Origin of the sequence: Amycolatopsis sp. CA-161197, from assembly GCF_050942255.1 — a bacterium.
Classification (GTDB): Bacteria; Actinomycetota; Actinomycetes; order Mycobacteriales; family Pseudonocardiaceae; genus Amycolatopsis.
In genome coordinates this window covers 3,016,722-3,037,733 of record NZ_CP192059.1, presented here as the reverse complement: position 1 = coordinate 3,037,733, position 21,012 = coordinate 3,016,722, and the positions used below count along the sequence as shown (strand labels likewise).

Sequence of the window (21,012 nt, the reverse complement as noted above, 5' to 3'; positions counted from 1 at the left end):
GTCTAACCAGTCCTAACCCGGTTGGGTGAACGTGTCCCCGTCTGGTGGGTGTTCGAGGGCAACAAGCTCGACCTCGAAGCCGTCGTCGTTCTCGAGGTAGGCCGCGTAGTGCGGTTTCCCGCCCGCGTAGGGGAAACGGTCCGCGAACAGCGGCCGCCAGCCGTGCCCGCCGGCCGCGAGTTCGTCGACCTCGGCGCGGGTGGCGACGTGCAGGGCGAGGTGGTTGAGGCCGGGGCGCAGGCGCTCGTGCGGCCCCGTCGCCATCGCGGGCGAGGCTTCCACCACGAGGTAGGTGGGGCCGAGGCGCCAGCTGACGCCGTCGGGCCAGCGCTGGAACTCGCGCCAGCCCAGCCGCTGAAGCAGCCAGCCCCAGCTGCGTTCGGCGCGCGCGAGGTCGGGCACCCAGAGCTCGATGTGGTGCGCCCGCCCGTGCGCGGTGGGCAGCGCGACGAGCACGCGGTGCACGTCGCCGTAGTGCACGCCGGAGCCGACGTCGAGGAAGCCGAGCCGGCGGGTGATCGCGAGGCTGGCCGCGTTGTCCTCGTGGACGAGCGCCCACACGGCGGGCACGCCGAGCGTGGTGAGGCCGTGGTCCACGAGCGCGCGGCCGGCTTCGGTGGCGAAGCCCTTCCCCGCGTGCTTCGCGGCGATGTAGTAGCCCAGCTCGGCGACGTCGCCGGGCAGCTCGGACGACGGGCGCAGGTGGGCGACGCCGACGACTTCGCCCTCGTGCTCGACCACCCAGTGGCCTTGGCCTTCGGGCCCGTCGTAGGCGAGGCGGCGGGCCACCATGGCGCGGGCCTGGGCGGGGTCGGAGAAGTCGGCGGCGAAGAACCGGCTCATCTCCGGGTCGGTGAACACCGCCACCACGGCGTCGGTGTCGGCTTCGGTCAGGGCCCGCAGCCGCAGGCGATCGGTGGTGAGCTCCGGGGTCACTTCGCGTTGGCCGCGACCCAGTGCAGCGCGAGGCCGTAGCCGTCGACGCCGAGGCCCACGATGACGCCGGTGGCGATGTCGGAGAGCACGCTGTGGTGGCGGAACTGCTCGCGCTTGTGGACGTTGCTGATGTGCAGCTCGATCAGCGGCGCGGACAGCTGCGCGGCGGCGTCGCGCACGGCGATCGAGTAGTGCGTCCAGGCGCCGGCGTTGAGCACGACCGGGTTTCCGCCGTCGGCGGCCTCGTGGAGCCAGCCGACGAGCTCGCCCTCGTGGTCGGTCTGGCGCACCTCGACGTCGAGGCCGAGCTCGGTGCCCGTCTTCACGCAGAGGGCTGCGAGGTCGTCGTGCGTCGTGGAACCGTAGACGGCGGGCTCGCGCTTGCCGAGGCGGCCGAGGTTGGGGCCGTTGAAGACGAAGACCTTCACAGCAGCACGCTCCCGCCGTTCTTGGGGGCGTCGGCCGCGACCGCCGAGTACGCGGCGGCCAGCAGCGCCGGGTCCGGGCCTTCGAGGCGGCCGGGCTTGGCGAGCGCGTCGAGGACCACGAACCGGAGCACACCAGAGCGGGTTTTCTTGTCGCCCTTCATGCTTTCGATGAGCTGCCCCAGCGCGTCGGGGTCGTAGGTGGTCGGCAGGCCGATCAGCTTCAGCACGGACGCGTGGCGCGCGGCGGTCTCGTCGTCGAGGCGCCCGGCGAGGCGGGCGAGCTCGGCCGCGAACACCAGGCCCACGCTCACGGCCGCGCCGTGGCGCCAGCGGTAGCGCTCGCGGCGCTCGATGGCGTGGCCGAGGGTGTGGCCGTAGTTGAGGATCTCGCGCAGGTCGGACTCGCGCAGGTCGGCGGCGACGACGTCGGCCTTGACCTGGATCGAGCGGCGGACCAGCTCGGCCAGCACGTCTCCGGTCGGGTCGAGGGCGGCTTCGGGATCCTGCTCGATGAGCTCCAGGATGCGCGGGTCGGCGATGAAGCCCGTCTTCACGACCTCGGCCATGCCGGCGACGAGTTCGTTGCGGGGCAAGGTTTCCAGCGTCGCGAGGTCGACGAGCACGGCGCTCGGCTCGTGGAACACGCCCACGAGGTTCTTGCCGGCCTCGGTGTTGATGCCCGTCTTACCGCCGACGGCCGCGTCGACCATGCCGAGCAGCGTGGTCGGCACGTTGACCAGGCGCACGCCGCGCATCCAGGTGGCGGCGACGAAGCCGGCCAGGTCCGTCACGGCGCCGCCGCCCAGACCCACGACCACGCCGCGGCGGTCGAGCCCGATCCGGCCGAGGACCTCCCAGCAGAAACTGGCGACGGAGAAGGCCTTGCCGTCCTCGGCGTCCGGGATCTCCACGCGGTGGGCGTCGAGGCCCGCTTCGGCGAGCTCGTCGCGCACGGCCTCGGCGGTGGCGGTGAGCGTGGGCGGGTGGATCAGCGCGATCTTCGACGCGTCGGCGAGCTGCGCGGTGAGCTCGGCGAGCAGGCCGCGGCCCACGAGCACGTCGTACGGGTGCGCGGTCGCGACGCGGATCCGGACGGGTTGGGACACGGGCTTCCTCACTACTCCTGGTTCTGCCGGTCTTACTGCTCGCGCGCCTCGGCGGGCTCGATCGCGGCGACCGCGGCGGCCACCACCTCGGCGGGTGACCGGTGGTCGGTCTCGATCTCGATCGTCGCCACCTCGCGGTACACGGGCAGGCGCGCGTCGAGCAGGGACTTGAACGTGGCGCGCGGGTTCACGCCCGCGAGCAGCGGGCGCGCGCTCGACAGGCCGGTGCGCTGCACGCCGGCGGCGAGGCCGACGTTCAGGAACACCACGGTGTGCTTCGCCAGCAACGCCCGGGTCTCGGGGGTCAGCGGAGCGCCGCCGCCGAGGGAGAGGACGCCGTCGTGCTCGTCGAGGGCGGTGGACACGGCCTGCGCTTCGAGCGCGCGGAACGCCGGCTCGCCGTCGTCGGCGAAGATGTCGGAGATCGCGCGGCCGGCGCGTTCGACGATGTCGTCGTCGGTGTCGCGGAACGCCACCCCGAGCGCCTCGGCGAGCAGCGGGCCCACCGTGCTCTTGCCCGAGCCCGGCGGTCCCACGACCACGGCGCGGGGGCTCACCAGCGCTCCTCGAGCGCCTTCAGGTAGCCCTCGGCGTTGCGCTTGCTCTCGGCCAGCGAGTCGCCGCCGAACTTCTCCAGCGCGGCGTCGGCCAGCACCAGCGCCACCACGGACTCGAGCACGACGCCCGCCCGCGGCACGGCGCACACGTCGGAGCGCTGGTGGATCGCGACGGCCGGCTCGCCGGTGCGCACGTCCACCGTGGACAGCGCCTTCGGCACGGTCGAGATCGGCTTCATCGCCACGCGCACGCGCAGGGGCTCGCCGTTGGTGATGCCGCCTTCGAGGCCGCCCGCGCGGTTGGAGCGGCGCGTGACACCGACCGGGCCGGTGCCGCGGTCGATCTCGTCGTGGGCCTGGCTGCCCCAGCGGCGCGCGGTGGTGAAGCCGTCGCCGACCTCGACGCCCTTCATGGCCTGCACGCCCATGAGCGCCCCCGCGAGGCGCGCGTCGAGGCGGCGGTCCCAGTGCACGTGGGAGCCGAGGCCCGGCGGCAGCCCGTAGGCGAGCACCTCGATCACGCCGCCGACGGTGTCGCCCGCCTTCCGCACGGCGTCGACCTCGGCGATCATCGCCTCGGTGCCCTCGGCCGAGAACGCCCGCACGGGGCTCTCGTCGATCGCGGCCAGGTCACCCGGCTGCGGCAGCGGCCCCTCGGGCGCGTCGGCGCCACCGATCGACACGACGTGGCTCAGCACCTCCACGCCCAGCAGCTGGCGCAGGAAGTTGCGCGCCACCGTGCCCAGCGCCGTGCGCGACGCCGTCTCGCGGGCGCTCGCGCGCTCCAGCACCGGACGGGCCTCGTCGAAGCCGTACTTCTGCATGCCGGGCAGATCGGCGTGTCCCGGGCGCGGCCGCGTGAGCGGCTCGTTGCGCGCCAGGCCGGCGAGCACCTCGGGGTCCACGGGGTCGGCCGCCATGACCTGCTCCCACTTGGGCCACTCGGCGTTCTCGATCTGCACCGCGATGGGGCCACCCTGCGAGATCCCGTGGCGGACTCCGCCCAGGATCTGCACGTGGTCGGTCTCGAACCCCATGCGCGGGCTGCGACCGAACCCGAGCCGCCGCCGCGCAAGCTGCGCGGTGAGGTCTCCGGTGGTCACCTCCACACCAGCGGGCAGGCCCTCGAGCACAGCGGCGAGGGCGGGTCCGTGCGATTCTCCTGCGGTGATCCAGCGCAACACCGGCTAATCCTGTCACGTGTTACGGCGTCACCTGTGACAGGCCCTCAGCTGGGCACCACCCCCGAACCCACCCCGGGGAACACCGCGCACGTCCAGGCCGCGACCACCAACGCCGGCCCGTGGGGCACGCGGTGGCGAATGGCTCGGTGGAGGCGAGGGCTTGCCCGGGGTTGCGGTGGGTGTGTCGGCGAGGCGGGGGACGGCGGAGGCGCGCCTGATGCGGTTTTCCGTGAGGTGGCGGGTGCCGCAAGCCCGCCTGATGCCGTCTTCCGCGAGGTGGCGGGTGCCACAAGGCCGCCTGATGCCGTCTTCCGCGAGGTGGTCGGCGGGGGAAGCCCGCCTGCTGGTTCGGCGCGGCGCACCCGCTTGGCGATGACCGGCACCTGCGCTCCCACGGCCACGACGGCGCTCACCCCAGCCGCTACCACTGCCGCGACTGCCACCGACGCCCATCCCAGCGCACCCAGCACCGCACCCAGCACGCCGGCGAGCTTCACGTCTCCGGCCCCGAGCTGCGCGGGCTTGAGCCGGTGGACAACGAGGTGGACACCGCCGAACACAAGCACGCCCTCCACCGCGCCCGCGAGAAGCGTCGCCCCACCCCCATTCGCCGCCGCCACTCCGAGGGCGATCGCCATCGCGGGATACGCCGGCAATGTCACCACATCCGGCAACCTCCGATACCGGACGTCCGCCAGACACAACGGCACCCCGACCACCGTGAGCACCCACGGCACCGGCCACCACCACTCCGCCCAGCGCCCCTCCCGCCACCGCCACCCGACGACAAGCAGCGCCGCCACCACCACGACAACAGCCACAACCGCCGACACGGGCGCACCCGCCCGCCTCAGCAACCACACGAGGAGGGGCACCACCGCCCCACCTGCCACGACCAATCCCCAGGACATGCACCCACGTTGACAGCGCCCGCCCACCCCGCCAAGCCGCGCCGGTCGCGAGTGGACCCCTCGCGCCGAAAACCGCCCCGATTCACCCGACCGGGCAACCCAAACCGGCCGCACAGCACCCCCAAACCGCCGCCGGCTCAGGCCACCCGAGCCGGCCTTCCGGCACGCGCGCACAACCCGAGCCAGCCGCTCGCGGCACCTGGAGGCCGCGCCAAGCACCCATAGCCCAGGCCGGCCGCGCGGCAAACCAAAACACCACTGCTGCCGACCATCCCGGGCCGCTCGGCACCACAGCGGGCCGGCGGCCGCGGGCGCAACGCGCAGCCCCGTGAACGCCGCGGCGAGCCATCGCGCTGCCACGACCGGCGAGCGAACGGGCCGCCCGAAACCGCCGTGCATCAGCTTGGCGGAACCCGAACCAAGCCAAGGCACACAACGACCGAGCCCGCCCGGCCCTGCGGGCACGCGCCCACGACCCGAACCGGCCGGCCACCGCGCGCCACAATCCGAGCCGGCCGCTCGCCGCACCCGGAGGCCGCGCCAAGCACCCCAATGCGGCGTACGTTGCACCCAACGCACCCAATGCGGCGTTCGTTGCGCTGAACGCAACCAACGCCACATTGGGGCGGGCCGAAGCCGGTTCGCGAGTCAGTGCGTCATGGATAAACCAGGCGCATCAAGGGTTTCCCCGTTCGCACGCTCCGGATTTCCAGCGAGGCGATCTCCTGGGACTTCATCGGTGTGCCCACCACGACCTTGGCCGTGTTCTCCGGCAGGGCCTTCCAGGTGGCGAGCTGGGTCTCGGTGCCGTCGCGGCCGAGGGCGACGAGGGAGTAGTCCCCGCCCTTGCCGCCGCGGTAGCTGCAGGACATTTCGACCTCGGTGCCCCACGACTGGGGGTCGATGCGGGCCGCGGCCTGGATCGGGTATTCGCCGAGGGCCGACATCGCAAGCTCGGGCGGCGACACAGGCGCCGCGACAGCGGGCGCAGCGGGCGGCGGCGACACGTCCGGCAGCGAAAGCGACACCGCCAGAGCCACCCCGGCCGCGACGGCCAGCGCGGCCACGCCCCCGGTCACCCCGTTCCGGATCCACCGACGGCGGCGGACCTTCCGCATCAGCACCGGCAGCAAGTCCGGCATCGCCTGAGAGCCCGGCATCGGCGGCGCCGCTGACGGGTCGAGTCCCGGAACCGAGTCCGAGCCCAACAGCGGCGGCACAGCCGACAGGTCCGGCACCGAGCGCGAGCCTGCCGGATCCGCGGCCGGCCTCTGCGAACCTGGCACATCCGGCCACGGCACATTCCTCGCCGGCACATCGGAACCCGGCTTGAGCTCCGAACCCGGCGGCGCGCCCAGCCCTGCTCCCGGCACCGGCAAACCCGGCACATCCGGCCCCGGCGAAGCCGGCATCGCCAACCGGTCAGGCAGCGACCGCGAGCCTGCCGGATCCGCGACCGGCAAATCCGCGCCAGGCACCGACCGCGACCCCGCCGCATCTGGCGACTGCGAGCCTGACACCGGCAAATCCGCCCCAGGCACCGACCACGAACCCGGCACCGGCGAACCCGCAGGCAAGTCCGGCCCCGGCTTCGGCGAGCCCGCCACATCCGGCCCCAACCCAGGCACATCCCTCGCCGGCAAATCCGGCAGATCCGCACCCGCCACGATCACCAGATCGGGCACCGGCCCCGGATCCCGCGGTGGCTCCGCACCGTCCCCCTCACCGTTGCCGGGCCCGAGGGCTCCCCCCGGTGAACCACCCCTGGTCTGGGCGAGCAAACCCGGCAGCCCGGCCAGTTCGCGGACCGCGGCGGCGCAGCGGTCGCACTCCTGCAGGTGCTGTTCGAATGCCTGCCGGTCTTCCGGTGACAGGGCTCCGAGGACGTACGCGGCGTCGTAGGTCGCGAACTCGTCGGCGGTCATTGCGTCACCCCCCGCTCTTCCAAAGCCAGGCGAAGCGCCCGTAGTGCGTAGTGCGTGCGGGACTTCACGGTTCCCTCGGCGATGCCCAGGCGGTGGGCGGCGTCGGCCACCGAGTACCCCTGGAAGTAGCACAGTTCGAGCACCTCGCGGTGGCGGGCCGAGAGCTCGCCCAGCGCCTCGGCCACCAGCCAGCCCTGCACGGCGCGCTCGGTGCCGTCGGCCACCGCTCGCTCGGGGGGAGCGTCGGTGACGACCTCCGAGCGCGAGGTCGCCGACCGCCACCCGTCGATGGCGATGCGGCGGGCGACCGTGAACAGCCACGCGCGGGCCGAGCCCTGTGACTGGTCCAGCACGTCGGTGTGGCGCCACGCCCGGAGCAGCGTCTCCTGCACCACGTCCTCCGCGTGGTTCCGGTTGCCGCCCGTCAGGTGCAGGGCGTAGGACCAGAGCGCGGCCGCGTGTTCCTCGTGCAGCGCGCGCATCAGCTGGTCCTCGACGTCGCTCCTCCCCACGGCGAGCCCCGGTCAGCGTCCGGCCGGCACCGCGTGCCCGCCGGAAGACTGCCGGGCGCGCACCTCCTGCACCAGCAGCACCAGGCCGCAGATCACGCACAGCGCCTCGGTGATCACGCCCCAGTACTCGAACTGGCTGTTGAACTGGTCGTGCACGCCGTACAGCCCCACGGTCACCGACAGCAGGTACGCGAGCAACGTCACGCCGCCGAAGCCGAACGTGAAGAACGGCGGCACCCAGTGGTGCCAGAACAGCAGTGCGACGGCGATCACGATCCCGGCGATCCCGTTCACCAGGAACAGCGGACCGACCACGGCGATGTCCGAGTAGCCGCTGCCGAAGTACAGGTAGAAGTGGACCGCGGCGGACCCGACCAGCCCGATCGCGCCCAACCCTCGCATCCAGTTGGCCAGCATGATGTTCTCCTTCACCCGTCCGAATCCCTCTCCCCCACTACACGGAAACACAGGCGATCCGGTTCACCGGGCAACGCTTTGCGGTGAACGGGTGAACCACACGGACGATCATCTCGTTAGTAGGGCATGACTGCCGAACTGTTTTCCCGCCGCTCCGTCCTCACCACCGGGGCCACCGTCGCCGGCGTCGCCGCGGGCACCGTCGCCCTCGCGGCCTGTGGCGCCGGCTCGGACTCGGGCTCCTCGGGCGGCGACGCCCCCAAGCCCGGCGGGAAGGTGATCGCGCTGGCCGACGTGCCCGTCGGCCAGGCGAAGTCCGCCAAGACCCCCGACGGCCAGGACGTGATCGTGGCCCAGCCCACCGCCGGAACCGTGAACTGCTTCAGCGCCATCTGCACCCACCAGGGCTGCACCGTGAACCCGCCGCAGGGCGCCGAGATCCACTGCCCCTGCCACGGTTCGGTGTACGACTCGCTCACCGGCGCGGTGAAGAACGGCCCGGCCGAGAAGCCGCTGCCGAAGATCAACGTGAAGGTCGACAACGGAGAGGTCGTCACCGCCTGACGACGTGAACCGCCCAACGCACGCGAAGGGCCCCTTGTGGACGATCACCGTCCACAAGGGGCCCTTCGGCGTCGAAAGCCCGGAAAAGCTCAGCCGTTCCAGCCGAACAGCGGGTCGCCCGCCGCGACCGTGCGCCCGGGCTCGAGGCCCGTGAGCACGTCGGCCTGGGCGTCGAGCCCGACCACGGGCACGATCGGCGAGTAGCCGGCGGCCGCCACGGCCTCGGGGTCCCAGCCGATCACCGGCTGGCCGGCGCGCACCGACTCGCCCTTGACCACGTGGAGGGTGAAGCCCTCGCCCTTCTCCTTCACCGTGTCGATGCCGAGGTGCACGAGCACGGCGCGCCCGTCCTCGGTCGCCACCACGAAGGCGTGCGGGTGCAGGGTCACGACGGTGCCGTCGACCGGCGCGACGGCGTCGGAGCGTCCGCCGCTCGGCTTCACGGCGATGCCGGGGCCGACCATCGCCTCGGCGAACACCGGGTCGGGCACCTCGGTGATCGCGACGACCTCGCCCGCGACGGGGCTCAGGATCTCGAGGCTCACATCAGGTCCTCGATGTCACTGGCGATCGTGTCCGCCTCGGGGCCGACGATCACCTGCACCGCGGAGCCCATCTTCACCACGCCCATCGCGCCGGCGGCCTTGAGCGCCGCCTCGTCGACGAGGCTGGTGTCCTCCAGCTCGCAGCGAAGGCGCGTGATGCAGCCTTCGATCTCGACGACGTTGTCCACGCCGCCGAGCGCCGCGAGAATCTTTTCAGGCCTGTCATCCGCCATCGCGGCCTCCTCGTTTCCCGTTGGTTCCCCACGTGAGCCAGTGCGCTCCACCACTACTACGCCGTTCGTCGGCATGCACGTCGCCGCAGGCCACGAACGCATAACGGTGGTTGACACCCGCTCGCGAGGCGGAGCATCCTGCCCCATCGGAATTATTGGTCTAGACCGGAACGTACCAATCTTCCGGCGAAGACGCGAGCACCGGTCGCCCGGTGCGACGACAGAAGGAGGGTGACACCGATGAGCGCTGCCGCGCACGTCCCGCCGCCCGACGGCGTCGACCGGGTGGACCGGGTGATCAACGGGCCCACGCCCAAGCACGCCCAGCTGCGCGAGATCCTGCGCCGGTCCGTGGAGCGCGAGCTCCCGCCCGGTTCGCCGATCCCGTCGGAGCGGGAGCTCGCCCAGCGCTACGGTGTCTCGCGCCTCACGGTCCGCTCGGCGATCGGCAAGCTCGTCGAAGAGGGCCTGCTGGCCCGGGTGCGCGGCAAGGGCACGTTCACCGCCGCGCGCCGCATGGAGTTGCAGCTCTACCTGATGTCCTTCACTGACGACATGCGCCGGCGCGGGCTCACCCCCACCACGGAGGTGGTGTCCACGTCGCTCGAGGTCCCGCCGGTGACCTCGGCGCACGCACTCGGCCTCGCCGAGGGCGTGGCGGCTCACCGGCTGGTGCGGCTGCGGCGAGCGGACGGCGTGCCGCTGGCCGTGGAACGCGGCTGGTACCACGCGGGCCGTACGCCCGGACTGCTCGACCTCGACCTCACCCGTTCCCTGTACGCCCAGCTGGCCGAGGCCTACGACCTGCGGCCGGACCAGGCGTACCAGACGGTGTGGGCCGAGTCCGCGGATCGCGAGACGGCGCGCCTGCTCGGCATGCGCACCGGCACTCCGCTCCTCGTCTTCCGCCGGGTCTCCAGCGCAGGCGGAGAGCCGGTGGAGGACATGACGTCCTGGTACCGGGGAGATCACTACCAGGTGACCATGCAGTTGGACCGGAACACCCCGGATTCCGGCCACCAACCCCACTACGGAGGTACCCGACGATGAGCGCCACCACCACAGAGGGGGCGAAGGGCAAGAAGAGCGGCGGCGGGCTCGCGGGGCTGCAGCGCTTCGGTCGCAGCCTGATGCTCCCCATCGCCGTCTTGCCCGCTGCCGGTCTTCTCAACCGGCTGGGCCAGGACGACGTTTTCGGCAAGACCGGCCTCGGCTGGGACAAGGTCGCGGCCGTGATCGGCGCCGCGGGCGGTGGCCTGTTCGACTGGCTGCCCCTGCTGTTCGCCATCGGTATCGCGGTCGGTTTCGCGCGCAAGGGCGACGGTTCGACGGCCGTGGCCGCGGTCGTCGGCTGGGTCGTGTTCAACAAGGTCATCCAGGCCATCGCGCCGATCAGCAGCCAGGAGGGCTACAAGCCCGGCTGGGACGGGGCGCCGATCCACTGGCCCTACAGCGTGCTGACCGGTGTGATCAGCGGTATCGTCGCCGCCCTGCTGTGGCAGCGCTACTACCGGATCAAGCTGCCGAGCTGGCTCGCCTTCTTCGGCGGCCGCCGGTTCGTGCCGATCATCACCGCGTTCTCGATGATCATCCTCGGCGTGATCTTCGGCCTGGTCTTCAAGTACGTCGACCACGGCATCAACGCGATCGGCCAGGCCGTCGTGGGCTCGCCGGTGATCGGTGGCGGCATCTACGGCGTGCTCAACCGCCTGCTCATCCCGATCGGCCTGCACCAGCTGCTCAACGTGCCGGTGTGGTTCATCTTCGGCGGCGGTGACCTCAACAACTTCTTCACCCACGTGCAGGGTTCCGGCTCGTTCATGACCGGCTTCTTCCCGATCTTCATGTTCGCCCTGCCCGCCGCGGCGCTGGCGATCTGGCAGACCGCGAAGCCGGGCCAGAAGAAGATCGTGGGCTCGATCATGATCTCGGCGGCGCTGACCTCGTTCATCACGGGTGTCACGGAGCCGATCGAGTTCGCGTTCATGTTCGTCGCGTGGCCGCTGTACATCTTCCACGCGATCATGACCGGTGTCTCGCTGGCCGTCTGCAACGCGCTGGGCATCCACCTCGGCTTCTCGTTCTCGGGCGGCGCGATCGACTTCGCCCTGAACTCGTCGCTGGACACCGCGCACAAGGCGTGGCTGCTGATCCCGATCGGCCTGGTCTTCGCCGTCATCTACTACGTGGTGTTCCGCTTCGTGATCACGAAGTGGAACATGCGCACCCCGGGCCGCGAGGACGACACGATCGAGGCCGACCTCGACCGCACGGCCGCTAAGTAAGCTCGACCACAAGGAAAACCGAGAGAGGACGATCATGCCGGAGAAACGAGTCACCGTGGCCAGCAAGGTGGGCCTGCACGCCAGGCCGGCCGCGCTGGTCGCCAAGGCGGCCGCGGCGCAACCCGTCGCGGTGACCATCGCCAAGGCCGGCGGCGACCCGGTGGCCGCCGGCAGCGTGCTCAACCTGATGACGCTCGCCGCCGCGTTCGGCGACGAGGTCGTCATCAGCGCCGAGGGCGAGGGCGCCGACGCCGCGATCGACGCGGTGGCGGAGCTCGTCGCCACGGATCTCGACGCTCAGTAGGTACCGCTCCAGGGGCAGTCGGAGGGGCCACCCTGCACCGGGAATTCCGGTGCAGGGTGGCCCCTTCGCACGTTTCCCGGCCGCTTGCCGATCCGGACACCCTGACCGGCGGTCACCGCGCGAGTGAACGGTTTCCGCCGCGACTGCGGTCGGATCGGCACCAAGCAGCACAGTTAAGCTGGCGGGTATGGACAGCCTGCGCCTGATCGACGAGTGGCCGGTGGACAACGCCGCGGCCGGAGTGGTTTCCGCCGGCGGCGAGGTGCGCGACCGCCACGGCGATTCCGCCCGCGTGTTCCGCCTGGCGTCGGTGACCAAGCTGCTCACCGCGTACACGGCGCACATCGCGCTCGAGGAGGGCGTGGTCGAGCTGGACACCCCCGCCGGCCCCGAGGGCTCGACCGTGCGCCACCTGCTCGCCCACACCTCCGGCCTGGCCTTCGACGCGCACAAGGAGATGGCCCCGCCCGGCACCCGCCGCCTGTACTCCAACGCCGGCTTCGAGGTCCTGGCGGAGACCCTCACCGAACACTCGGGCATCCCCTTCGCCGACTACCAGCGCGAAGCCCTGCTCGACCCGCTGGGCATGACCGCCACCGTCCTGGACGGCTCCCCCGCCTCCGGCGCCGCGTCCACTGTGGACGATTTGCTCGTGTTCGCCGCCGAACTCCAGTCCCCGAAACTCCTCGCGCCCGCCACCCTCGCCGCCGCCACCGACGTCGCCTTCCCCGGACTGAACGGCGTCCTCCCCGGCTTCGGCTACCAGAAACCCAACGACTGGGGCCTCGGCTTCGAACTGCGCGACCACAAGTCCCCCCACTGGACCGGCTCCGCGAGCTCCCCACGCACCTTCGGCCACTTCGGCCAGTCCGGCACCTTCCTCTGGGTCGACCCCGACTCCGGCCACGCCTGCGTCGCCCTCTCGGACCGCTCCTTCGGCCCCTGGGCCGCCGACGCCTGGCCCCCCTTCACGGACGCGGTACTGGTCGAACTGAAGGGCTGAGCACTCACCGCCTCAACGCACCCGAGGTGAAGCCCTGTTTGGTTGCATGAGTGTTACCCAGCACTGGTGGGACGGGTGGGTGTCGAGCACGTGACTCACTGTCCCCCGTCGGGGCAGGTGCAGATGGCCTTCCAGCAGGAGAAACGTCGATGGGACGGGTTGTCGCGAACCCGTCCCATTAAGAAACTCACCTAACCTCATGCTCTGACACAAGGGCGGTGAGATTGGCTCATGCGGCGTGACAGTTCAGGTTTACGGCGCAGACCTGAACTGCGACCTGTGACGCGAAGAAAAGAATAGAAAATAGGCGATTGCAAGATTGGCAGTAACACCGAGAGCCGCAATTGCTGGAAGTAATATGTAGAGTGCGATCGTCGCCGTGAAGTGCAGCTGCTCTTGGTTCGAGTAGTTGCCCGATGTTATCACCGACAGAGCGTACCAAGGCACGAATACGATGGTCGCCAACCAGGCTGGAATAAATGCGCTCAGTTGCACTCCGATTACGGTGTACTCTTTTCTCTGTTCAAGGTATCCAGTTGACACGTACGAGCGCGCCACAATTAAGCCGATCCCCGACATCAGCAAACAGCAAGCAGTTATAACTCCCAATCCTACGGTAAGCACGGTAGCGGGATCGTAGGACGTGGGAAGGCTGTAGCCGAAAATAGGTATAGAAATGATCAACAGTAGTCCGAGGATGATGCCAATAGAACCCCATCGGATTGAGATTGCTTCAATCTTCCTGACCAGATCGGGGGAAATCCAACGATTGGGCGACATTGCAGATGCGTAGGGGTTAGTCATTACCGAACTCGCCAATCCGACGAATTCGACATAGCTCCCGTGTCGGATACGGACCACGTGGAGCCAAGTGCATTGACTTTGTCCTTGCGCATCGGCTCGGCGTCCATGACGTACCCGCCGCCTGCGGCCGCGGCGTTGGCTGCTGCGTCTTCTTGCTGGCGCTGCTGGTAGACCTTGACACCAGCGGAGTTCATGCCCTCGTCGTACCAGTCGTCCCGGGCCTGCCGCTTCGCCTGCTCTTCCGGCATGAGGTATCCGGCACGGCCGGATGGTTGGGCCTGCGGTAGAGGCCGGCTACCCCCGCCGTCTGCTGGCTGCCGCTCGCTCCCCACGGTGTCCTCCCCTTGGCCCCTCCGTCGATCAACCTGCATGACCAACACTGATAGTAGTCAACTGGCAACAATGTGCCCGGCGAACCGTGCAACTACGCCGGTCGATCCGATCATGCCCCTGACCTGGGGGAATCCCGGCGCACGCGGGCACCCCGCTGCACCTGCCGTGGACGTCCTCCGCGCCGCAGGCCGCGAGCGTGGCTGACGAGCATCGGTCGTGGAAGACGTTCAGTGAGCGGCTGGTCTACGACAACCGGTGGGTCAAGGTCGGGTTGACAGACGTCGAGGCGCCGAACGGCGAGCGCTGGGAGTACCACGTGGTTCACCTGGCGCGTGGGGGTAAACCGCGCCGCGTGGACGACCTCGATCCGCGGGATGAACCAATCGTCGGGATCGGCCAGGTCCCGATCGCCGTGCGCCGAGTAGACCTTGAACCCTCGCTCACCGAGCTCGATCAGCTTTCCAGGTCACGAGGCGCCCTGACCTGCACTGATCCCGTTCGGCGCCCATGCCGTCCAGGCTATGTCAGCAAATGAGACATCGCCAAAGCCACATTGGGGCGCTTCACCCACCCACCCACCCACCCAAGGCGACGGACCCATCCCAACCAACTCAGCACCCAGCCCCTCCCCAGCACCCCACGCAACACGCTCCCGCGAGAACTGCAAAGAACCACACAGAACCGCGGAAACCACTCACTCCATCACACGAATCGGCTCCCCACTCCGAAACGCCGCAATGTCCTCCACCGCATCCCGGTAGAAGATCTCGTACGTCTCCCGGCTCACGTACCCGACATGGGGCGTCAGAATCACATTGTCGAGACCACGCACCGCATGATCGGCCGGCAACGGTTCCACGTCGTACACATCCAATGCCGCCGCGGCGATCTGCCGCGAACGCAAGGCGGCCACCAACGCGGCCTCATCCACAATCGGCCCGCGAGACGTGTTCACCAGCAACGCCGTCGGCTTCATCCGGGCCAGCTCCGCCGCCCCGACCAGGCCGCGGCTGCGGTCGGACAAAACCACGTGCACCGACAACACATCACTGCGCTCGAACAGCTCTTCCTTGCCGACGGCCGTCACCCCGTGCTCCGCAGCCTTCTCCGCCGTCAGGTTCGGGCTCCACGCGATCGTCTCCATCCCGAACGCCTGCCCGATCCGCGCTGACGCACTCCCGAGCCGCCCCAATCCGAGCAGCCCCAGCGTCTTCCCGCTCAACACGGTCCCGACCCCGACCTGCCATCCACCGTCACGCATCGACTGCACGTCGGCCGGCAGATTCCGGGCCGCAGCAAGGATCAAGGCCCACGTGTGCTCCAACGTCGGCGGCCCGAGGTACCCCGTCGCCGAAACCACAACCCCGTTGCGCTTCGCCGCCGCGACATCGATCGCCGCGTTACGTCGCCCAGTACTCACCAACAGCCGCAAATCCGGCAACCGGTCCAAAACCTCCGCCGGAAACCGCGTGCGCTCACGCATCGCCACCGCGACGTCGAAACCCGCCAGCTTGCGGACGACGTCATCGGGACCGGTGAAGGCCTCCGTGAAGACCTCGATGTCGGCACCGAGGGAGTCCCAGTCGGCATAGGTGAGCGCGACGTTCTGATAGTCGTCGAGGATCGCGATCTTCATGCGCCCCACCGTAGTCCGCTCACGCGCGCAGAACCGCGTCCACCCGCAAGCCGGCGCCGGTCCAGCGAATCCCGGACAGGTCCTGGACCACGGGCGCGGCAGACGAATCCAGCGCCCCACGGCCCACACCCACCACGGCGGCAGGACCCGCCGCCACCGCAGCGGCCAGGCCGTTGTCGCTGTCCTCGAAGATCGCGCACTCCCCGATCGGCACACTGACCCGCCGCGCCCCGAGCAGATAGCCCTCGGGGTCCGGTTTGCCCCGCGACACGTCCGCGGCGGTCACGATCACGGGCGCGAGCGGCAGCCCCGCGGCGGCGAGCCGGGCTTCGAGCAACGGCCGCGACGCCGACGTGACCACGGCCCAGTTGCCGGCCAGGCTCGCGAGCAGCTCGGCCGCGCCGGGGATGGCGACGGTGGTGCCCGCGTCGCCGATCTCCAGCCCGTCGATCCGGCGCAGACCTTCCTCGGCTTGGTCCTCGGGCAGGTGCATCCGCACCGTCTCCGTGGACCGGCGGCCGTGCACACCGTCGAGCACAACGGCCGGGTCCAGCCCGTGCTCGTGCGCCCACCGCGTCCACGACCGTTCGCCCGACGCCGTGGAGTCCACCAGCACCCCGTCGACGTCGAACAGCACCGCACGGCACGCCACGATCATGCTTCTCCTGCCACACAACGGAAGTACAGGAACCGCGGCTTCGTCCGCAGCCCCTTGGCGATCCGCGGGTCGACCTCGTCGGCCTTGGCCACGGGCATCGGCTCCACCAGGCGGTCGACGATGAACCCGGCGTCGCGCACCGCGTCGAACGTCCGGCTCAGCGGCCGACGGTAGAACTGCACCGCCTGACGGTAAGAACCGAGCAGGAACTCGTCGTCGAGCAGCTCGGTCTCGAAGTAGTTCTCGCGGTCGAACCAGTGCCAGTCCTCACCCGGGTGGTGGACGGAGAACACAAGCTGTCCGCCCGGGCGCAAGACGCGGTGGAATTCGGACAACGTCGGTCCGAAATCCTCCAGGTAGTGGAGGACCAGAGACGCGGTGACGACGTCGACTGAACCGTCCTCAAGGGACAGTGGCCTCGCGACGTCGGCGATCTCGAACTTCGCCAGGTGACCGAACTCCTTGCGCGCCAGAGAGATCAGGCCTTCACTCACGTCGACACCCAGCACCTCCGCACCGCGGCCGGCGAGCAACGCGCTCAGGTGGCCGGCCGCGCACCCGACGTCGAGCACGCGCTTGCCCGCCACCTCACCGGCCAGCTCCACGATCGCCGGCCGGTCGTAGAGCGCGTTCGTGACGCTCTTCGCCGCGTGCTCGGCATACGCCTGGCTGAACGCGTCGTACTGCGCGGCTTCGAGCCGCGCGGCGCGGGCACGGCCGACGATCTCGTCGATGACCTCGCTCTTGGCGTCCGCGTAGTGCTGGATGTATGTCCAGGTTTTCGCAGCCAGTGCGCGCTTCTTCGCAAGATATGTTGCGAGTTCCTCAGGATGTGTTCGCATTCGATCACGGAAGAGGAGATACCGCTCGGTCTGGCCGTTACCCGGCGAGTGGACGTGGAGGTTGACCCTCGGGTCTGTCCCGGAGAAGCACCGGTGCTTCTCCCAGTCCGGCTCCCGGATCACGAGCCGGTAGCCCGCGGCTTCGAGGGCCGACACGTAGGCGTCCTCGTCGTCGGAGTCCGGGACCTCCAGCAGGATGTCGATGATCGGCTTGGCGGCGAGACCGGGAACCGAAGTGGACCCGACGTGTTCGAGGAGCACCACCTTCTCCCCCAGCGCTGTGCGAATCCGCTCAGCTTCGCGTTCGAACAACACCGGCCACTGCAAGTCGTACTCGGCGAGCGTCACCGTGGTGTCGAGGCGCGGCGGCTCGTCGACCCAGGAGTCCCGGATCTCCTCGTCGCTGCGCGGCTGCTGGCTGGTTTCCGACATGCGTCCCCCTGGACTCGGCAAACGGGCAGTCGGCCAGAATAACAGCGCGGCGCGAGGCCTGCCTCACGAAATCGGCAGCGGCAGGATGTCCCCCGTCGCCGCTCGCAGCGCGGAGCGCATTTCCTCCCGCGGCGCCGGCCGGCCCGTGAAGTGCTCCGCCTGGCCGAATGCCTGGTGCAGCAACATGTCCAGCCCCGTCGCCAACCGGCCGCCCCGGGCGGCAACGGCTTCGGCCAGCGGCGTCGGCCACGGGTGGTAGATCACGTCCAGCGCGCTGGGCACGCCCGCGAGCGCGGGAACGTGAGCCAGCACAGCCTCCGGCGGCACGGTGTTCACCAGCACGGCCGTGCGCGCCGCCAGGGCTGGGAAGTCCACTTCGGACCACCGGAGCACGTCGACCTCGAGGCCCGCGCTCTTGGCCGCGTCGAGCGTCTCCCCCGCCCGCGCCGGCTCGCGCACCACGAGACTCGCGGCCGCCACGCCCATTGCGGCGAGCCCGACCACCGCGGCCGCCGCCGTCCCGCCGGCGCCGAGCACCACGGCCCGGTCACCCGGCGAAGGGGTGTACCCACCGGCGGCCCGCAACGCGCCCGTGACGCCGTCGACGTCGGTGCAGTCGGCGAGCCAGCCGCCTTCGACGCGCACCAGCGTGTTCGCCGCACCGACGGCCGCCGCGCGCGGCGTGACCTCGGCCGCGTGGTCGAGCGCCCGGCGTTTGCCCGGCATCGTCACCGACAGGCCGACCCACTCGGGGCCGAGCCCGTCGACGAAGCCGGGCAGCTCGTCGGCCCCGGTCTCCACGCGCTCGTACGTCCAGTCCGTGAGCCCGAGCGCATCGAACGCCGCGCGGTGCAGCACCGGCGAAAGCGAGTGCTCGATCGGCTTGCCGAGCACCGCGGCCTTGCGGGGCCCGTCAGAAGACGCCACGGGACTGCGCCAGGTCACGGTTCTTGTTGTGGTCGACCAGATTCGAGGCGAAGCAGGAGTGCCCGTCCTTCTCGCACTTCACGAAGTACAGCTCGTCGCCGTCCGGCGGGTTGAGCGCCGCCTTGAGGGCGGCGGTGCTGGGCACCCCGATCGGGGTCGGCGGGAGGCCGTAGTTCAGGTACGTGTTGTACGGCCCCGGTGCTTCTCGATCCGCCTTGTTCGTGAGCAGGGTCGGTTTGTCGACCACGTAGTTCACGGTCGAGTCGAAGCCGAGCTTGATCTTCTGGTCGAGCCGGTTGTAGATGACCCGCGAGATCTTGGGGAAGTCGGGGGTGATCGCTTCACGCTCGATGAGCGACGCGATGATCAGCGTCTCGTACGGCGTCTGCTTGGGCCCGGTGCTCTGCGTGGTGAGGCCGGCGGCCTGGATCGCCGAGGAGGACTGTTTCACGAGGTTCGTGATCAGCTCCGACGCGGTCCAGCCCGGTTTGACGTCGTAGAGCCCCGGCGCGATCAGGCCTTCGATGCGCTTGTCCTTGCTCAGGGCCTTCTGCGCGGGGTCCACCGCCCAGTCGGGCACGCCGAGCGTCTTGAGGTCGGCGTCCGCGACGGTCTTGCGCAGCGCGTCGGTGGAGACGCAGGTGCTCTTGCCGTCGAGCTCGGCGCACGAGGCCTTGGAGATCAGCGAGTAGACGCCCGGCGCGACGGTGTTGTTGGGCTGTTTCACGTCGTCGAGCTGCATGTACGGGCGGATCTCCAGCCGTCCGACGTGCGCGGCCGGCGAGGTGATCATCGACACCGCGCTCTCGCCGGACATGTGCTGCTTGAGCAGGTAGTAGCCCTGCTGGATCCGGCTCAGCGCGGTGTTCTGCGCGCCGGCCTTCACGAACGCCGTGGTGCTCGCGACGACGCCCGCGTCCACCAGCTTGCCGCCGATCGCCGACGTGGTGTCACCGTCCTCGACCTGGATGAGCGCGCTGCCTTCGCCGGTGCCGTCGTAGTCGTTGTAGCCGAAGATCTTCTGGTAGCCGTAGTACGCGCCGCCGGCGAAGACCACGAGGACCAGCAGCGCCGCGACCCAGCCCAGCGCGCGCTTGCTGCGCTTGCGCTTCTTCTTTTTCTTGGCGGGTGCGGCTTCTTCGGCGTATTCCTCGTCTTCGTAGTCGGCGTCTTCGTACTCGCCGTACTCCTCGTCGTCGTACGCCTGGTCGTATTCGCCGTCTTCGCGGTACTCGTCTTCGTAGTCGTCGTCGCCGAACAGGTCGTCGAGCTGCTCACGCTCCTGCGGCGCCGAGTCCGGCACGGTCGGGATCACGTCGGTCGGGTGCTCGACCGGCTGCGGCCGGCGCCGCGGCGCCGGGCCCGGCCGGCCGAGCCGCGGGTCGGGCGGCATCGAACCGTCGGCGGGACCGCTGAAGCGCGGGTCGGGCGGCATGGAGCCGTCGACCGGGCCGGCGAAACGGGGGTCCGGCGGCATCGAGCCGTCAGCGGGGCCGTTGAAACGCGGGTCCGGCGGCATCGAGCCGTCGGCAGGAGTGTTGAAACGCGGATCCGGCGGCATGGAGCCGTCGACCGGACCGTTGAAACGCGGGTCGCGAGGCATGGAGCCGTCGGGCGGACCGGCGAACCGGGGGGCCGGCGGCATGGAGCCTTCAACGGGACCGTTGAAACGGGGGTCCGGAGGCATCGAACCATCAACCGGACCGGCAAAGCGCGGGTCGGGCGGCATCGAGCCGTCCGGCGGGCCGGCGGGGCGGCGGACCGGACGTGAGGGGCCGGGGTCGCCGGGCAGCGGCAGGTCGCCGGTGTCCGCGCGCGGGCGGCGGCGCGGGGGTGCCGGAGGCACCTCGCCCGGCTCGGCGCGGCGACGACGGCGCGGCGCGGCGGGCGGCGGGCCCGGCGGAGGAGGCGGCATCTCGCCGGCACCGCGCGGGTTGCCGGGAGGCAACGGGAGATCGGTACCACGCGGACCCGAAGGCTGCGGCAGATCACCACGCGGACCCGAAGGCGGCTGGAGATCGGCTCCCCGCGGGTCGCCGGGAGGCTGGGGCAGATCCGCGCCGCGCCCACGCGACGGTTGCGGCAGGTCACCATGCCGAGGGTCACCCGAGGGCGGCGGCAATTCGGTGTCACGAGGGCCCGAGGGCGGCGGCAGATCGGCACCGCGCGGGCCCGAAGGCTGCGGCAGGTCACCATGCCGGGGGTCACCCGACGGCTGTGGGAGGTCGGGAGGCGGCACGTCGGCGGGCTCGCGACGGCGGCGACGGCCGGTGGCCGGCGGAGATGCAGGAGGTGCAGGAGGTCCGGGAGGACCCGGTGGAGCCGGCGGAGGCGGCACCTCGTCCGCGGCCTCGCGACGGCGGCGCCGGCCGCCGCTGGGGGGAGGGGGCGGCGGGGCGTCGTCGTACGGGTCGGGGGCTGCGTGGTGGCCGCCGGACGGCGGTGGTGTGCGCCGGGCGCGCCGGGGTCC

Annotated in this window: 23 protein-coding genes and 1 pseudogene; 6 read left to right on the top strand and 18 right to left on the bottom strand. The window is 70.5% G+C overall.

Annotated elements, in window-relative coordinates; genetic code table 11:
- Window positions 1-12 precede the first annotated feature (12 nt).
- The 9 genes from ACQPXB_RS14585 to ACQPXB_RS14545 all read right to left on the bottom strand — a co-directional run bounded on the left by ACQPXB_RS14585 (window position 13) and on the right by ACQPXB_RS14545 (window position 7,973).
- Window positions 13-936, bottom strand: coding sequence for a GNAT family N-acetyltransferase (locus ACQPXB_RS14585; protein WP_432852218.1), 924 nt, complete (start codon window positions 934-936; stop codon window positions 13-15).
- Window positions 933-1,364, bottom strand: a complete 432-nt coding sequence (gene aroQ, locus ACQPXB_RS14580; RefSeq protein WP_432852215.1) for a type II 3-dehydroquinate dehydratase — start codon at window positions 1,362-1,364, stop codon at window positions 933-935. Before aroQ ends, ACQPXB_RS14585 begins: the two co-directional genes overlap by 4 nt.
- Window positions 1,361-2,470 (bottom strand): 3-dehydroquinate synthase, encoded by a 1,110-nt coding sequence (gene aroB, locus ACQPXB_RS14575; RefSeq protein WP_366583239.1) that lies wholly within the window; start codon window positions 2,468-2,470, stop codon window positions 1,361-1,363. The genes aroQ and aroB overlap by 4 nt, the downstream gene beginning before the upstream one ends.
- 32 nt (window positions 2,471-2,502) lie before the next feature.
- Window positions 2,503-3,027 (bottom strand): shikimate kinase, encoded by a 525-nt coding sequence (locus tag ACQPXB_RS14570; RefSeq protein WP_432852211.1) that lies wholly within the window; start codon window positions 3,025-3,027, stop codon window positions 2,503-2,505.
- Entirely contained in the window at window positions 3,024-4,211 is a 1,188-nt protein-coding gene (aroC, locus tag ACQPXB_RS14565; RefSeq protein WP_366583237.1) for a chorismate synthase, read from the bottom strand. The genes ACQPXB_RS14570 and aroC overlap by 4 nt, the downstream gene beginning before the upstream one ends.
- Before the next feature lie 44 nt (window positions 4,212-4,255).
- On the bottom strand, window positions 4,256-5,122 hold the full coding sequence (locus ACQPXB_RS14560; protein WP_432852208.1) for a prepilin peptidase: 867 nt from the start codon (window positions 5,120-5,122) through the stop codon (window positions 4,256-4,258).
- A 656-nt stretch (window positions 5,123-5,778) separates the two neighbouring features.
- Entirely contained in the window at window positions 5,779-7,047 is a 1,269-nt protein-coding gene (locus ACQPXB_RS14555) for a zf-HC2 domain-containing protein (protein WP_432852205.1), read from the bottom strand.
- On the bottom strand, window positions 7,044-7,529 hold the full coding sequence (locus tag ACQPXB_RS14550) for a sigma-70 family RNA polymerase sigma factor (protein WP_364047983.1): 486 nt from the start codon (window positions 7,527-7,529) through the stop codon (window positions 7,044-7,046). The genes ACQPXB_RS14555 and ACQPXB_RS14550 overlap by 4 nt, the downstream gene beginning before the upstream one ends.
- A 42-nt stretch (window positions 7,530-7,571) precedes the next feature.
- Window positions 7,572-7,973: a hypothetical protein gene (locus ACQPXB_RS14545; protein WP_432856623.1), complete on the bottom strand. Its 402-nt coding sequence runs from the start codon at window positions 7,971-7,973 to the stop codon at window positions 7,572-7,574.
- A gap of 129 nt (window positions 7,974-8,102) precedes the next feature.
- Between ACQPXB_RS14545 and ACQPXB_RS14540 the strand changes: the two genes are divergently transcribed.
- Entirely contained in the window at window positions 8,103-8,540 is a 438-nt protein-coding gene (locus tag ACQPXB_RS14540; RefSeq protein WP_366583235.1) for a Rieske (2Fe-2S) protein, read from the top strand.
- 89 nt (window positions 8,541-8,629) lie between these two features.
- Here the strand turns inward: ACQPXB_RS14540 and ACQPXB_RS14535 are convergent, their stop codons facing one another.
- Both ACQPXB_RS14535 and ACQPXB_RS14530 read right to left on the bottom strand, forming a co-directional pair.
- On the bottom strand, window positions 8,630-9,085 hold the full coding sequence (locus ACQPXB_RS14535; protein ID WP_366583234.1) for a PTS sugar transporter subunit IIA: 456 nt from the start codon (window positions 9,083-9,085) through the stop codon (window positions 8,630-8,632).
- On the bottom strand, window positions 9,082-9,393 hold the full coding sequence (locus ACQPXB_RS14530) for a PTS glucose/sucrose transporter subunit IIB (RefSeq protein WP_364047580.1): 312 nt from the start codon (window positions 9,391-9,393) through the stop codon (window positions 9,082-9,084). Before ACQPXB_RS14530 ends, ACQPXB_RS14535 begins: the two co-directional genes overlap by 4 nt.
- Before the next feature lie 165 nt (window positions 9,394-9,558).
- On the opposite strand from ACQPXB_RS14530, the gene ACQPXB_RS14525 reads away from it, so the two are divergent.
- The 4 genes from ACQPXB_RS14525 (at window position 9,559) to ACQPXB_RS14510 (ending at window position 12,910) form a co-directional block, all read left to right on the top strand.
- A complete protein-coding gene (locus ACQPXB_RS14525; protein ID WP_354882768.1) occupies window positions 9,559-10,368 on the top strand; it encodes a GntR family transcriptional regulator in 810 nt (269 codons plus the stop codon).
- Window positions 10,365-11,603 carry a PTS transporter subunit EIIC gene (locus ACQPXB_RS14520; RefSeq protein ID WP_366583233.1) on the top strand — a complete coding sequence of 413 codons (1,239 nt, stop codon included), beginning with the start codon at window positions 10,365-10,367 and terminating at the stop codon, window positions 11,601-11,603. Before ACQPXB_RS14525 ends, ACQPXB_RS14520 begins: the two co-directional genes overlap by 4 nt.
- 34 nt (window positions 11,604-11,637) lie before the next feature.
- Window positions 11,638-11,907, top strand: coding sequence for an HPr family phosphocarrier protein (locus tag ACQPXB_RS14515; RefSeq protein WP_432852199.1), 270 nt, complete (start codon window positions 11,638-11,640; stop codon window positions 11,905-11,907).
- 187 nt (window positions 11,908-12,094) lie between these two features.
- Window positions 12,095-12,910, top strand: coding sequence for a serine hydrolase domain-containing protein (locus ACQPXB_RS14510; protein WP_386956373.1), 816 nt, complete (start codon window positions 12,095-12,097; stop codon window positions 12,908-12,910).
- Window positions 12,911-13,162: 252 nt separating this feature from the next.
- Here the strand turns inward: ACQPXB_RS14510 and ACQPXB_RS14505 are convergent, their stop codons facing one another.
- Together ACQPXB_RS14505 and ACQPXB_RS14500 are read right to left on the bottom strand one after the other, a co-directional pair.
- On the bottom strand, window positions 13,163-13,714 hold the full coding sequence (locus ACQPXB_RS14505) for a hypothetical protein (RefSeq protein ID WP_432852196.1): 552 nt from the start codon (window positions 13,712-13,714) through the stop codon (window positions 13,163-13,165).
- On the bottom strand, window positions 13,714-13,962 hold the full coding sequence (locus ACQPXB_RS14500; protein ID WP_432852193.1) for a hypothetical protein: 249 nt from the start codon (window positions 13,960-13,962) through the stop codon (window positions 13,714-13,716). The genes ACQPXB_RS14505 and ACQPXB_RS14500 overlap by 1 nt, the downstream gene beginning before the upstream one ends.
- A 281-nt stretch (window positions 13,963-14,243) precedes the next feature.
- Here ACQPXB_RS14500 and ACQPXB_RS14495 point away from each other — a divergent pair.
- Window positions 14,244-14,414 (top strand): annotated as a pseudogene (locus ACQPXB_RS14495) (NUDIX hydrolase); the annotation flags it as partial.
- 327 nt (window positions 14,415-14,741) lie between these two features.
- On the opposite strand, the gene ACQPXB_RS14490 reads toward ACQPXB_RS14495, so the two are convergent.
- The 5 genes from ACQPXB_RS14490 to mltG all read right to left on the bottom strand — a co-directional run bounded on the left by ACQPXB_RS14490 (window position 14,742) and on the right by mltG (window position 20,187).
- Window positions 14,742-15,683 carry a D-2-hydroxyacid dehydrogenase family protein gene (locus ACQPXB_RS14490; protein WP_432852190.1) on the bottom strand — a complete coding sequence of 314 codons (942 nt, stop codon included), beginning with the start codon at window positions 15,681-15,683 and terminating at the stop codon, window positions 14,742-14,744.
- A gap of 19 nt (window positions 15,684-15,702) precedes the next feature.
- Window positions 15,703-16,341, bottom strand: coding sequence for an HAD-IA family hydrolase (locus ACQPXB_RS14485; protein ID WP_432852187.1), 639 nt, complete (start codon window positions 16,339-16,341; stop codon window positions 15,703-15,705).
- Window positions 16,338-17,615 (bottom strand): GrpB family protein, encoded by a 1,278-nt coding sequence (locus ACQPXB_RS14480; RefSeq protein ID WP_432852184.1) that lies wholly within the window; start codon window positions 17,613-17,615, stop codon window positions 16,338-16,340. The genes ACQPXB_RS14485 and ACQPXB_RS14480 overlap by 4 nt, the downstream gene beginning before the upstream one ends.
- Window positions 17,616-17,678: 63 nt before the next feature.
- On the bottom strand, window positions 17,679-18,560 hold the full coding sequence (locus ACQPXB_RS14475; RefSeq protein ID WP_432852181.1) for a shikimate dehydrogenase: 882 nt from the start codon (window positions 18,558-18,560) through the stop codon (window positions 17,679-17,681).
- Window positions 18,529-20,187: an endolytic transglycosylase MltG gene (gene mltG, locus ACQPXB_RS14470; RefSeq protein WP_432852178.1), complete on the bottom strand. Its 1,659-nt coding sequence runs from the start codon at window positions 20,185-20,187 to the stop codon at window positions 18,529-18,531. Before mltG ends, ACQPXB_RS14475 begins: the two co-directional genes overlap by 32 nt.
- Window positions 20,188-21,012: the final 825 nt, after the last annotated feature.

Bases quoted from the DNA above. Each gene is read 5' to 3' on its own strand.
- ACQPXB_RS14560 (WP_432852208.1), bottom strand. From the start codon at position 5,122: ATGTCCTGGGGATTGGTCGTGGCAGGTGGGGCGGTGGTGCCCCTCCTC.
- ACQPXB_RS14555 (WP_432852205.1), bottom strand. From the start codon at position 7,047: ATGACCGCCGACGAGTTCGCGACCTACGACGCCGCGTACGTCCTCGGA.
- ACQPXB_RS14550 (WP_364047983.1), bottom strand. From the start codon at position 7,529: ATGCGCGCGCTGCACGAGGAACACGCGGCCGCGCTCTGGTCCTACGCC.
- ACQPXB_RS14540 (WP_366583235.1), top strand. From the start codon at position 8,103: ATGACTGCCGAACTGTTTTCCCGCCGCTCCGTCCTCACCACCGGGGCC.
- ACQPXB_RS14530 (WP_364047580.1), bottom strand. From the start codon at position 9,393: ATGCCGACGAACGGCGTAGTAGTGGTGGAGCGCACTGGCTCACGTGGG.
- ACQPXB_RS14525 (WP_354882768.1), top strand. From the start codon at position 9,559: ATGAGCGCTGCCGCGCACGTCCCGCCGCCCGACGGCGTCGACCGGGTG.
- ACQPXB_RS14520 (WP_366583233.1), top strand. From the start codon at position 10,365: ATGAGCGCCACCACCACAGAGGGGGCGAAGGGCAAGAAGAGCGGCGGC.
- ACQPXB_RS14515 (WP_432852199.1), top strand. From the start codon at position 11,638: ATGCCGGAGAAACGAGTCACCGTGGCCAGCAAGGTGGGCCTGCACGCC.
- ACQPXB_RS14510 (WP_386956373.1), top strand. From the start codon at position 12,095: ATGGACAGCCTGCGCCTGATCGACGAGTGGCCGGTGGACAACGCCGCG.
- ACQPXB_RS14505 (WP_432852196.1), bottom strand. From the start codon at position 13,714: ATGACTAACCCCTACGCATCTGCAATGTCGCCCAATCGTTGGATTTCC.
- ACQPXB_RS14500 (WP_432852193.1), bottom strand. From the start codon at position 13,962: ATGCCGGAAGAGCAGGCGAAGCGGCAGGCCCGGGACGACTGGTACGAC.
- ACQPXB_RS14490 (WP_432852190.1), bottom strand. From the start codon at position 15,683: ATGAAGATCGCGATCCTCGACGACTATCAGAACGTCGCGCTCACCTAT.
- ACQPXB_RS14485 (WP_432852187.1), bottom strand. From the start codon at position 16,341: ATGATCGTGGCGTGCCGTGCGGTGCTGTTCGACGTCGACGGGGTGCTG.
- ACQPXB_RS14480 (WP_432852184.1), bottom strand. From the start codon at position 17,615: ATGTCGGAAACCAGCCAGCAGCCGCGCAGCGACGAGGAGATCCGGGAC.
- mltG (WP_432852178.1), bottom strand. From the start codon at position 20,187: ATGCCGCCGGCCCCCCGGTTCGCCGGTCCGCCCGACGGCTCCATGCCT.